This is a genomic window from Roseomonas sp. AR75, assembly GCF_005222815.1.
In the GTDB taxonomy this organism is placed as follows: domain Bacteria; phylum Pseudomonadota; class Alphaproteobacteria; order Acetobacterales; family Acetobacteraceae; genus Falsiroseomonas.
The window spans coordinates 165912-177698 of record NZ_STGB01000002.1 but is presented as its reverse complement, the minus strand read 5'-3'; the positions used below and the strand labels follow the sequence as shown (position 1 = coordinate 177698).

The 11787-nt window shown below is 70.4% G+C and carries 9 protein-coding genes; 8 read left to right on the top strand and 1 reads right to left on the bottom strand.

Annotated features, from left to right (window positions below; genetic code table 11):
- Positions 1-4: 4 nt before the first annotated feature.
- Positions 5-478 carry a GtrA family protein gene (locus E4T13_RS08710; RefSeq protein ID WP_206030122.1) on the bottom strand — a complete coding sequence of 158 codons (474 nt, stop codon included), beginning with the start codon at positions 476-478 and terminating at the stop codon, positions 5-7.
- 126 nt (positions 479-604) lie between these two features.
- On the opposite strand from E4T13_RS08710, the gene E4T13_RS08705 reads away from it, so the two are divergent.
- From E4T13_RS08705 to E4T13_RS08670, 8 genes are all read left to right on the top strand, one after another.
- Entirely contained in the window at positions 605-1432 is an 828-nt protein-coding gene (locus E4T13_RS08705; protein WP_137177901.1) for an NAD(P)-dependent oxidoreductase, read from the top strand.
- Complete coding sequence (locus E4T13_RS08700) at positions 1429-2955, top strand: aldehyde dehydrogenase family protein (RefSeq protein ID WP_137177900.1); 1527 nt, start codon at positions 1429-1431, stop codon at positions 2953-2955. The genes E4T13_RS08705 and E4T13_RS08700 overlap by 4 nt, the downstream gene beginning before the upstream one ends.
- 9 nt (positions 2956-2964) lie before the next feature.
- Positions 2965-3939 (top strand): class I SAM-dependent methyltransferase, encoded by a 975-nt coding sequence (locus E4T13_RS08695; protein WP_137177899.1) that lies wholly within the window; start codon positions 2965-2967, stop codon positions 3937-3939.
- A gap of 58 nt (positions 3940-3997) precedes the next feature.
- Positions 3998-5611 carry an ABC transporter substrate-binding protein gene (locus E4T13_RS08690; protein WP_137177898.1) on the top strand — a complete coding sequence of 538 codons (1614 nt, stop codon included), beginning with the start codon at positions 3998-4000 and terminating at the stop codon, positions 5609-5611.
- Positions 5612-5711: 100 nt separating this feature from the next.
- Positions 5712-7316: an ABC transporter substrate-binding protein gene (locus tag E4T13_RS08685; RefSeq protein WP_137177897.1), complete on the top strand. Its 1605-nt coding sequence runs from the start codon at positions 5712-5714 to the stop codon at positions 7314-7316.
- Between the two features lie 122 nt (positions 7317-7438).
- Entirely contained in the window at positions 7439-9031 is a 1593-nt protein-coding gene (locus E4T13_RS08680) for an ABC transporter substrate-binding protein (RefSeq protein WP_137177896.1), read from the top strand.
- 167 nt (positions 9032-9198) lie between these two features.
- On the top strand, positions 9199-10797 hold the full coding sequence (locus E4T13_RS08675; protein WP_137177895.1) for an ABC transporter substrate-binding protein: 1599 nt from the start codon (positions 9199-9201) through the stop codon (positions 10795-10797).
- A gap of 14 nt (positions 10798-10811) precedes the next feature.
- Positions 10812-11753 (top strand): ABC transporter permease, encoded by a 942-nt coding sequence (locus E4T13_RS08670; RefSeq protein ID WP_137177894.1) that lies wholly within the window; start codon positions 10812-10814, stop codon positions 11751-11753.
- The last annotated feature ends 34 nt before the right edge of the window (positions 11754-11787 follow it).

Genomic DNA, 11787 nt, shown 5'->3' with positions numbered 1-11787 from the left:
GAAATCAAGGCCGGGTGTCCGGCGGGCTGGCGAAGACGAAGCGGCGCGACAGCACGAAATTGCCCACCATTCCCGCCAGGCTGCCCGCCGCCACGCCCAGGATGGGGTGGTTCGCCACGAAGGGCACGAAGGCCACCAGCAGCGCATAGGTGCCGTAGTTGCAGGCGAAGCCTACCAGGTTCACCGCCACGAACACCGCCCATTGCCGCAGAGCCGGGCCGCTGCCCTGGCCGCGGAAGGTCCAGGCCCGGTTCAGCGCCCAGGTGGTCGTCGCCGCCGCCAGGTACGACACCGCGCGCCCGCCATAGAGCCCGAGTCCCAGCGCCAGCCCGGCATAGAGCACCGCGGTATCCACCACGAAGCCGATGGTGCCCACCACGCCGAATTTGAGGAATTGCAGGGCCATGCGGCCGCGCTCCGCGCCGAGGAGGCTGGCGAGGATGCCGGCGAGCAGGCTCTCGAGCGCGTGGGCGGACATGCGGCTCCTCTTGCGTGGCGGCGCGCACAGACCACGCCCCGGTGGCGGCGCCAAGGCAGGGGGGGCGCTGGACGGGTTGGTTTCGGGCTGCGACCCTGCCGGCCTCGCAATCCAGGGTGGCAGGGCATGCGGATCGGGCTGGTGGGCCTCGGGCGGATGGGCGCGGCGATGCGCTCGCGATTGACCGAGACCGGGGCGGAGGTGCTGGCCTTCGACATCGCCCCCGGCCATGGCGGCGTCGCAAGGCTTGAGGATGTGGCGGCGCCGCTGGTCCTGCTCTCCCTGCCCGATGCGAGGGCGGTCGGCGCCGTGCTGGACGGCCTGCTGCCCGCCCTGACGGCCGGCGCGGTGATCGCCGACACCTCCACCATCTCGCCGATCGAGGCCCGCGCCTTCGCCGCGCGGGCCGAGGCGGCGGGCCATGCCTATCTGGACGCACCGGTCTCCGGCGGGCCGGCCGGGGCGGCGGCGGGGACGCTGACGGTGATGCTCGGCGGGACCGAGGCGGCGCTGGAACGCGCCCGGCCGGGGCTGGAGCGTATCGCCGCGCGCATCCTGCATGTCGGCGCATCCGGCGCAGGGCAGGTGGCGAAGCTGGTGAACAACCTGCTGGTGGCGACGCATCTGGTCGTCGCCGGCGAGGCGCTGCGCATCGGCACGGCCGCCGGCGTATCGGCCGAGGCGCTGCTCTCGGTGGTGAATTCGGCGTCCGGCCGGTCGGCGGTGACCGAGGTCAACCTGCCGCGCTGGGTGCTCTCCGCCAGCTTCGATTCCGGCTTCACCGCGGGGCTGATGCGCAAGGACGCGCGGCTGGCGATGGACCTGGCCCGCGCGGTTGGCGCGGCGCCCTCGGCCTGCGGCGCCGCGGTGGCCGCCTGGGAGGGCGCCTCGCTCGCCGACGATGCGGATTTCAACCGCATCGCCGCCCTGCTGATGGCGGGAGACGCGGCATGAGCGCCTTCGACGCCCCGATCGTCGCGCGCGACGGCGTGCAGGCGCTGCTCGGCGGGCGCGTCGGCAGTCTGGTGGATGGCGCGACGCGCGAGGGCGAGGGCGCCGCCATCGAACTGCAGGACCCCGCCACGGGCGCCATGCTGCTGAGCTATGCCGATGCCGGCCCGGCGCTGGCGAACGCCGCGGCGGCGGGCGCGGCGAAGGCGCAGCGTGCCTGGATCGGGCTGCCGGCCGCCGAGCGGGGCCGGCGGCTCTGGGCGCTCGGCGCGCTGGTCCGGCGGGAGGCGGAGGCGCTGGCGCTGCTGGAATGCGCCAATACCGGCAAGCCGATCCGCGACTGCCGCGGCGAAGTCGCCCGGGTCGCCGAGATGGCCGAGTATTGGGCGGGCTGGTGCGACAAGATCGAGGGGCGGACCATCCCCGTGCCGTCCGGCCATCTGGTCTATGTGCGGCGGGAACCCTTCGGCGTGGTGCTGGCGATCACGCCCTGGAACGCGCCGCTCTTCACCTGCGGCTGGAACGTGCTGCCGGCGCTGGCCGCCGGCAACGCGGTGGTGCTGAAGCCCTCCGAATACACGCCGCTGACCTCCATCGCCTTCGCGCGCCTCGCACTGGAAGCCGGCCTGCCGGAGGGGCTGGTGCAGGTGGTCGCCGGGCTCGGCGCCACCTCCGGCGCGGCGCTGCTGGAGGCGCATGATGTGGCGATGGTCACCTTCGTCGGCGGCCCAGCCACCGGTGCCCGCATCGCCGCCGCCTGCGCCGCGCGCACCATCCCCTGCGTGCTGGAACTCGGCGGCAAGAGCGCGAACATCGTCTTCGACGACGCCGACCTGCCGCTGGCGGTGCAGGGCGCGCAGCAGGCGATCTTCGCGGGGTCGGGGCAGAGCTGCGTCGCGGGGTCGCGCCTGCTCGTGCAGCGGCGCATCCATGACCGCTTCGTCGCGCTGCTGGCCGAGGCGTCCCGCCGCATCGCGCTCGGCGACCCGCTGGAGATGACGACGGAGGCCGGGCCGGTCTGCAACGCCCGTCAGTTCGCGCATGTCGAGGCGCTGATCGCGGCCGGCGCGGCGGAAGGCGCCCAGGTGCTGGCCGCGCCGCGCGACGCGGCACTGCCGCCCGGCGGCTTCTGGGTGCCGCCAACCATCCTTGCGGGCGTCGGGAACGAATCGCGCGTGGCACGCGATGAAATATTCGGGCCGGTGGTGGCGGCGATCCCCTTCGAGGACGAGGCGGAGGCGATCCGGCTGGCGAACGCCACGCCCTTCGGCCTCGCCGGCGCGGTCTGGACGCGGGATGTCGGGCGGGCGCATCGCGTGGCGGCTTCGGTGCGCGCCGGCACCTTCTGGGTGAACGGCTACCGCACCATCCATGTCAGCGCGCCCTTCGGCGGCTTCGGCGCCTCGGGCCACGGGCGGTCTTCCGGGATCGAGGCGCTGCAGGCCTACACGCAGTCGAAGGCCGTCTGGGTGGAGACGGCCGAGAAGCCGGTGCTGGGCTTCGGCCACCGTCCCGCGACGGGCTGAGGCGTCGCCATGCCGGTGCCGCCGGAGGATGTGCGCGCCGCGTATCGCCTGCTGCTGGGCCGCGAGCCGGAGAGCGAGGCGGTGGTGTCGGCGCGCGCCGCCGCGACGCCCGACCTCGCGGCGCTGCGCGCCAGCTTCCTGGGCGCGCCGGAGTTCTGCCACGCGAATGCGCGGGAGATCCTGCGCTTCATGACCGGATGGGCCGCGACACGCCGCCACGAGCCGGTCGAGACGGCGTGCTCGCCCGAGGACCTCGCCCGCCTGATTGCGCATGTGCGCCGCGTCTGGAGCCGGCTGGGCGAGGAGGAGCCGCATTTCTCCGTGATGAGCCACGCCGCCTACAAGCCGGCGCATATCGCCGCCACCCTGCCGGCCTTCCTGGCCACCGGGAAGGCCGAGGCGGAGATGCTGGCGGCGGAACTGGCCGGTCACGGGCTGAAGACCACGGGCTGGTCGCATTGCGTCGAGCTCGGCTGCGGCGTCGGGCGGGTCACGCGGCACCTCGCGGGCTTCGCGCGCCAGGTCACCGGCCTCGACGTCTCGGCGCCGCATCTGGCGCTCGCACGGGCGCATCTGGCGGAGGAGCGCGTCGGCAACGTGACGCTCGCGCAGATCGAGGACCCGGCCGGGCTCGTCCTGCCGGATTGCGACCTGCTCTATTCGCGCATCGTCCTGCAGCACAACCCGCCGCCGGTCATGCTGTTCCTGCTGCGCCGGATGCTGGCGGCGCTGCGCCCGGGCGGCGTCGCGGTGTTCCAGCTTCCGGTCTTCCTGGACGGCTATCGCTTCGTGCTGGCGGAGTATCTGGCTGTCATGGATGCGATCGAGGACCAGGAACTGCACGCCCTGCCCCAGGCGGCGGTGTTCCGCGCCATCGCCGAGGCCGGCTGCACGGTGCTGGCCTGCTATCGCGACAACTCCCTGGCGCGCATCACGCAGGTGTCGAACCGTTTCATCCTGCACAGGCCGTCGGCTTCCCCTTGAGGGATCGGGCCGGTGGCCGCTAGCTTCGCGGCCACGTCATTTGGGAGACGATCCAAACATGCATCGCCGTCACCTTCTCGCCGGCGCCACTGCGGCCGCCGGCGGCGCCGCGCTGCCGCGCTTCGCCATCGCCCAGCCGGCCCAGGCGCGCACGGTCAAATACGTGCCGCACGCCAACCCCGGCAACATCGACCCCTTCACCAACACCGCCTTCGTCGCGCGCGACCATGCCTTCCTGGTCTACGACCAGCTCTATGGCATGAACGACCGCTTCGAGCCCGTGCCGCAAATGGTGCAGGGCCATGTGGTGGAGAATGGCGGCCTGCTCTGGCGCTTCACCCTGCGCGAGGGGCTGAAGTTCCACGACGGCACGCCGGTGCGCGGCCGCGACTGCATCGCCTCCATCAAGCGCTGGGGCCGCCGCGACGCCTTCGGGCAGGAGCTCATGGCGCGCGTCGCCGACATGACGGAGGAGAGCGACCGCGTCTTCGCGATCCGCCTGAACCGCCCCTTCCCGAAGATGATCGAGGCCTTCTCCAAGGTCACGACGAGCTGCCTGTTCGTGATGCCGGAACGGCTTGCCAATGTTGACCCGTTCCAGAACATCACCGAGGCCGTGGGCAGCGGGCCGTATCGCTTCGTCGCGAACGAGTGGGTGCCGGGCTCGCGCCTCGCCTATGCGAAGAATCCGGACTACGTGCCGGTGCCGAACGGCACGCCGAGCATGACGGCGGGTCCGAAGGTGGCGCATTTCGACCGCGTCGAATGGCACATCATCGCCGACCAGGCGACCGCCGCGGCAGCGCTGCAATCGGGCGAGATCGACTGGTGGGAGCAGCCGACGGCGGACCTGTTCCCGCTGTTCCTGCGCGGCGCCAACGCGCGCAACATCGGCGTGGGCATCATCAACAACAGCGGCCTGATCGGCATCTTCCGCCCGAACCATGTCACCGCGCCCTTCGACAACCCCGCTGTGCGCCGCGCGGTGCTGACCGCGATCAACCAGGTCGACTTCATGACCGCCGTGATCGGCGAGACGGGCATCGAGGGAAGGCCGAATCTGCGCCGCGAAGGCATCGGCTACTTCGCGCCGGAAAGCCCCTCCGCCTCCACGGTCGGGCTCGACCGGCTGAAGAAGAGCGTGGATGCCGCGCGGTCCGAGCTGCAGGCGGCCGGCGCGATGGGCGCGAAGCTCGTGCTGCTGAACGCGACCGACCTTGCCTCCATCAACGCGGCGACGCTGGTGGGCGCCGACCTGTTCCGCCGCATGGGCTTCAACGTCGACCTGGTCAGCACGGACTGGGGCACGCTGGTGGCGCGGCGCGCCAGCCGCAATCCGCTGGATCAGGGCGGCTGGTCGGGCTTCTTCACCTTCTGGTCGGGCGTGGACCACTGGAACCCGGCGAGCCACGCCTCGATCCGCGGGCATGGCGCGAATGCCTGGCCGGGCTGGCCGACCATCCCCGCCATCGAGCAGCAGCGCAATGCCTGGTTCGATGCGCCGGACGAAGCCGCGGCGAAGGCCGCGACGACGGAGATGCAGCGCATCGCCTTCGAGGAGGTGCCCTATGTGCCGACCGGCATGTACTACCAGCCGACGGCCTATCGTCGGAACCTGACGGGCATGCTGAAGGGCCAGCCGCCGCTGTTCTGGAACCTGCGGCGGGCCTGAGGGGCCGGACCACGCGCCCCTTGCGCGCGGCGCGCGCTTGCGGTTGATGCACCGGGTCCGGCGCGGGTTGCCCGCGCCGGCCGCAAGGGAGGTCCAATCGATGCTGCGACGCCACCTTCTCGCCGGGGCAGGGGCCGCGCTCGGCGCGGGCGCCCTGGGCGCGCCCGCGCTGGGGCAGGGCACCGCCGGCGCGGCGCGGGTGCTGAAATTCATCCCGCAGGCCGATCTCGCGGTGCTCGATCCGATCGTCACCACCGCCTATGTCACGCGCAACCACGGCTACCTGGTGTGGGACACGCTGTACGGGCTGGATGGCGACTACAAGCCGCAGCCGCAGATGGTGGAACGCCACACCGTCGAGGATGACGGCAAGCGCGTCACCATGCGGCTCCGCGCCGGGCTGAAGTTCCACGACGACACGCCCGTGCGCGCGGCCGATGCCGTCGCCTCGATCCGCCGCTGGGCGGTGCGCGATGCGCTGGGCCAGGTGCTGATGTCGGTGACCGACGAGCTGGCCGCGCCCGACGACCGCACCATCGTCTTCCGCCTCAAGCGCGCCTTCCCGCTGATGTTCGATGCGCTCGGCAAGCCCTCGAGCCCGGTCTGCTTCATCATGCCGGAGCGGCTGGCGAGCCAGGATGCGAACCGCCCGCTGACCGGCGACATCGTCGGCTCCGGCCCGTTCCGCTTCGTGGCGAATGAGCGCGTTCCGGGCGCGCGCGTGGTCTACACGCGCTTCGAAGGTTACGTGCCGCGCGCCGAGGGCACGCCCTCCTGGACGGCGGGGCCGAAGAAGGCGAATTTCGACCGCATCGAATGGCATGTCACGCCGGATGTCGCGACGGCCGCGGCGGCGCTGCAGAACGGCGAGATGGACTGGTGGGAACAGCCCACCGGCGACCTGCAGCCGGTGCTGCGGCGCAACCGGAACATCTCCCTGGAGATCCCCGACCCGACCGGGCTGATGGCGATTGCGCGCTTCAACCACCTGCACGCGCCCTTCGACAAGCCGGCGGTGCGCCGCGCGCTGCTGGGCGCGGTGAACCAGGCGGATTTCATGACCGCGGTGATCGGCACCGACCGCAGCCTGTGGCGCGAGGAGATCGGCTATTTCCCGCCGGGCACGCCCTTCGCCTCCGATGTCGGGCTGAATGCGCTGACCTCGGACCGCGACATGGAGAAGGTGAAGCGCGACCTGGCCGCGGCCGGCTACAACGGCGAGAAGGTCGTGCTGATGGCGGCCTCCGACTTCCCCAGCCTGAACGCGCTGGCGCAGGTGTCGAACGACATGCTGAAGAAGGCGGGCATGAATGTGGAGTTCGTCAACACGGACTGGGGCACCGTCGTGCAGCGCCGCGCCAGCAAGGAACCGCCGGAGCGCGGCGGGTGGAGCATGTTCTGCACCTTCTGGGCAGGGCTCGACATGTTCAATCCGGGTGTGCACCAGAGCCTGCGCGGCAATGGGGAACGCGCCTGGTTCGGCTGGCCGACCATCCCGCGGATCGAGGAACTGCGCCAGGCCTGGTTCGACGCGCCGAACCTCGAGGCGCAGCAGCAGATCTGCCGGCAGATCCAGGAGGTGGCCTTCGACCAGGTGCCGTATCTGCCGCTCGGCCAGTATTTCCAGGCGACGGCGTATCGGCGCAACCTGACGGGCGTGCTGAAGGGCCTGCCGCTGTTCTGGAACGTGCAGCGCAGCGGCTGAGCCGCGCGACGCAGCGTGCCGGCAGGGCGCCGCGGAAGACCGCGGCGCCCGCGCTGCCTTGCAGGCCGGGCCCAGCCCTGGTCTGATCCGCGCCACAGGGATTTCACGACGGGAGAATTGGCATGCTTCGCAGGGATCTGCTGAAGGCCGGCGTTGCCACGGGCTTCGCCGGCGGGCTGACGCGCGCGGCGGTCGCGCAGACGGCGCGCGCGCAGGTGCTGCGCATGGTGCCGCAGGCGAACCTCACCAGCCTCGATCCGATCTGGACCACCGCCAACATCACCCGCAACCACGGGCACATGATCTACGACACGCTCTACGGCATGGATGCGCAGTTCCGCCCGCATCCGCAGATGGCCGCCGGGCATGTCGCGGAGGATGGCGGCAGGACCATCGTCATCACGCTCCGCGACGGGCTGAAGTTCCACGACGGCGAGCCGGTGCGCGCGCAGGACGTGGTGCCGAGCCTGCAGCGTTGGATGCGCCGCAATCCCTTCGGCCAGAAGATCGCGAGCGTAACCGACGCGGTCGAGGTGGTGGACGACAGGCGCCTGCGCTTCCGCCTGAAGCGGCCCTTCCCGGCGCTGTTCGCGGGCCTCGCGCAGGTCTCCAACAGCCCGGCCTTCATCATGCCGGAGCGGCTGGCGAAGACCGATCCCTTCCAGCAGGTGCGCGAGGCGATCGGCAGCGGCCCGTTCCGCTTCAAGGCGGACGAGTACAATTCCGGCAGCATGGTCGTCTACACGCGCAACGCCGACTACGTGCCGATCTCCGGCGGGACGCCGAGCCTGACGGCGGGCCCGAAGGTGGCGCATTTCGAGCGCGTGGAGTGGCACATCATCGTCGATGCCGCGACCGCCGCCGCGGCGCTGCAGACGGGCGAGATCGACTGGTACGAGCAGCCGCCGCCGGAAATCCAGCAGCTGCTCGGGCGCAACCGCAACATCCGCGTGGAGGCGATCGACCCGCTGCCGCTGACGGGCATCCTGCGCTTCAACCACCTGCATCCGCCCTTCGACAACAAGGCGCTGCGCCAGGCGATCCTGCCCGCCATCGCGCAGGAGGATTTCATGGCGGCTGTGGTGGGGACCGATCCCCGCAACTACAGCACCGGCGTCGGCTTCTTCACGCCGGGCACGCCGCTGGCGAATGATGCGGCGCTTGGCCCGCTGACGGGGCCGCGCAGCGTCGACCGCGCGAAGGAGCTGATGCGCGCGGCGGGCTACACGAACCAGCCGATGCGCCTGATCGGCCCGACCGACATCCTGGCACCTTCGGCGATGACGCAGGTCGGCGCGGACCTGGTGCGGCGCCTGGGCTTCAATGCCGACATCGTGCTGGCGGACTGGGGCACGGTGGTGCAGCGACGCACCTCGCGCGAGCCGGTGGCGAATGGTGGGTGGAGCATGCTGTTCACAGCCTTCTCCTCCTTCGACTTCGCCAATCCCGCGGCGCATTTCCCGCTGCGCGGCAACGGCACCGGCGCCTGGTTCGGCTGGCCGACTGCGCCGCGGCTCGAGGAACTGCGCGACGCCTGGTTCGAGGCGCCGGACCTCGACGCGGAGAAGCGCATCGCGCGGGAGATCCAGACGGTGGCGATGGATGAGCTGCCCTATGTGCCGGTGGGCGCCTATCTCTCGAACACCGCGCTCCGCAACGATCTCAGCGGACGCGTTTCCGGCCTCGCCCTGTTCTGGGGCATCCGCCGCGGGTGACGGGCCATGCGCGCGCCGCTTGGCGCGCGCATGGCATGGCTTGTGCAAAGCCACGGAGGCCGATCGCCGCCTGCCCTGCAACCTCGCAAGGCGGGTCTGGCATATCGCACAGGGATGGGGCAGTCTGCCCGCAAAGGCGGCAACGGCCCGCATGGGAGAGTCTTGAAATGGATCGCAGGTCGTTCCTGAAATCCGGCGCTGCCGCCGGCGCCGCCGCTACTTTCGGTGGTCTCGCCGCGCCGGCCTACAGCCAGGCCAATGCGCGCGTGCTGCGCTTCGTACCGCAGGCCAACCTTGCCAATTTCGACCCGATCTGGGGCACGCAGTATGTCGTTCGCAACGCGTCCGTGCTGGTGTGGGATACGCTCTATGGCTTCGACGAGAAGCTGGAGCCGAAGCGCCAGATGGTGGAGGGGGAGGAGATCTCCTCCGACGGCCTGACCTGGACCTTCAAGCTGCGCCAGGGCCTGCGCTTCCATGACGGCGAGCCGGTGCGTGCCCGCGACGTCGTCGCCTCGATCAACCGCTGGATGCCGCGCGACCCGATGGGCCAGTTGCTGCGCGCGATCAACAACGAGCTCGCCGCGGTGGACGACCGCACCTTCACCTGGAAGCTGAAGGCGCCGTTCCCGAAGATGCAGATGGCGCTTGGCAAGAACGCCACGCCGATGTGCTTCATCATGCCGGAACGCATCGCAACGCGCTTCGACAGCTTCACGCAGATCAACGAGTATGTCGGCTCCGGCCCGATGCGCTTCGTGCGCGACGAATGGGTGCCGGGCGCCAAGGCGGTGTTCGCGAAGTTCGACCAGTATGTGCCGCGCGACGAGCCGGCGAGCTGGCTGGCCGGCGGCAAGCGCATGATGGTGGATCGCGTAGAATGGACCATCATGCCGGACCCGGCCACTGCCGCCGCCGCGCTGCAGAACGGCGAGGTGGATTGGTGGGAGAACCCGATCACCGACCTGGTGCCGGTGCTGCGCCGCAACCGCAACATCGCGGTGGACATCGCCGATCCGCTCGGCAACATCGGCAGCTTCCGCATGAACCATCTGCATGCGCCCTTCAACAACCTGAAGGTGCGCCAGGCGGTGATGACGGCGCTGAGCCAGGAAGACTACATGACGGCGCTGGTCGGCAGCGACCGCAACCTGTGGAAGGTGATGGGCGGCTTCTTCACGCCTGGCACGCCGCTCTACACCGAGCAGGGCGGCGAGATGCTGAAGGCCGCCAACATGGAGCGCGGCCGTCAGATGCTGCGCGAATCCGGCTATGCCGGGGAGCCGGTCATCTGCCTCGTCGCGCAGGACCAGCCGATCACGAAGGCGCAGGGCGACGTGACTGCGGACCTGCTGAAGCGGCTCGGGATGAATGTCGACTACGTTGCCACCGATTGGGGCACGGTCGGACAGCGCCGCTCGATGAAGAACCCGCCGAACCAGGGCGGTTGGGGCATGTTCCACACTTGGCATGCGGGCGCGGACGCCATCAACCCCGTGCTGTACAACGCGGTGCGCGCGAATGGGGACGGCGCCTGGTTCGGCTGGCCGAACGTGCCGGCGGTAGAGGCCGAGGTGCCGAACTGGCTCGCCGCCAGCACCGTTGAGCAGGAGCGCGCGGCGATCGGACGCCTGAACGCCGCGGCGGTGGAGAACGTGGTCTACTGCCCCACCGGCTTCTTCCTCGGCTATCAGGCGTGGCGGCGGAACGTCTCCGGCATCGTGAAGGGACCGATTCCCTTCGCCTGGGGCGTGTCCAAGACCTGAGCTAAGGGAACATCATGTTCGCCTACATCGTCCGGCGCACGCTCGCCACCATCCCCGTCATGGCGGTGGTGGCGCTGTTCGTGTTCTCGCTTCTCTACATCGCGCCGGGCGATCCCGCCGCGGTGATCGCCGGCGATCAGGCGACGCCACAGGATGTCGAGCGCATCCGCGAAAGCCTGGGTCTGGACCGCCCCTATCTGGTGCGGTTCAGCGCCTGGCTCTGGGACATCCTGCGCGGCGACCTCGGCGTCTCGATCTTCACCAACCTGCCGGTCAGCACGATGATCCAGCAGCGCATCGAGCCGACCTTGTCGCTGATGATCGTCACGCTGATCCTGGCCATCAGCATCGCCGTGCCGATGGGCGTGGTGGCGGCCTGGAAGCAGGGCACGATGATCGACCGCGCGGTGATGGCCTTCGCGGTGCTCGGCTTCTCGGTGCCGGTCTTCGTGGTGGGCTACCTGCTCGCGTACTACTTCGCGCTGGAATGGGACCTGCTGCCGGTGCAGGGCTATACGCCCTTCTCGCAGGGCTTCTGGCCCTGGCTCGAGAACCTGATCCTGCCGGCCATCGCGCTCGGCTCGGTCTATATCGCGCTGATCGCGCGCATCACCCGCGCGACAATGCTGGAAGTTCTGCAGCAGGACTACATCCGCACGGCGCGCGCCAAGGGCGTGGGCCAGCGCTCCATCCTGTTCCTGCATGCGCTGAAGAACGCCGCGGTGCCGATCGTGACCGTGATCGGCATCGGCATCGCGCTGCTGATCGGCGGCGCGGTGGTGACGGAAAGCGTCTTCGCCATCCCCGGCCTCGGCCGGCTGACGGTGGATGCGATCCTGCGTCGCGACTACCCGGTGATCCAGGGCGTCGTCCTGCTGTTCAGCTTCGTCTACGTGCTGGTGAACCTGGCCATCGACCTCGCCTATACCCTCTTCGACCCGAGGATCCGCTATTGAGCACGGCCACCCTGTCGCCGGGCGCGGCCCCGGC

Coding starts and splice junctions, on each gene's coding strand:
- E4T13_RS08670 (WP_137177894.1), top strand. CDS start 10,812: ATGTTCGCCTACATCGTCCGGCGCACGCTCGCCACCATCCCCGTCATG.
- E4T13_RS08685 (WP_137177897.1), top strand. CDS start 5,712: ATGCTGCGACGCCACCTTCTCGCCGGGGCAGGGGCCGCGCTCGGCGCG.
- E4T13_RS08695 (WP_137177899.1), top strand. CDS start 2,965: ATGCCGGTGCCGCCGGAGGATGTGCGCGCCGCGTATCGCCTGCTGCTG.
- E4T13_RS08705 (WP_137177901.1), top strand. CDS start 605: ATGCGGATCGGGCTGGTGGGCCTCGGGCGGATGGGCGCGGCGATGCGC.
- E4T13_RS08680 (WP_137177896.1), top strand. CDS start 7,439: ATGCTTCGCAGGGATCTGCTGAAGGCCGGCGTTGCCACGGGCTTCGCC.
- E4T13_RS08690 (WP_137177898.1), top strand. CDS start 3,998: ATGCATCGCCGTCACCTTCTCGCCGGCGCCACTGCGGCCGCCGGCGGC.
- E4T13_RS08700 (WP_137177900.1), top strand. CDS start 1,429: ATGAGCGCCTTCGACGCCCCGATCGTCGCGCGCGACGGCGTGCAGGCG.
- E4T13_RS08675 (WP_137177895.1), top strand. CDS start 9,199: ATGGATCGCAGGTCGTTCCTGAAATCCGGCGCTGCCGCCGGCGCCGCC.
- E4T13_RS08710 (WP_206030122.1), bottom strand. CDS start 478: ATGTCCGCCCACGCGCTCGAGAGCCTGCTCGCCGGCATCCTCGCCAGC.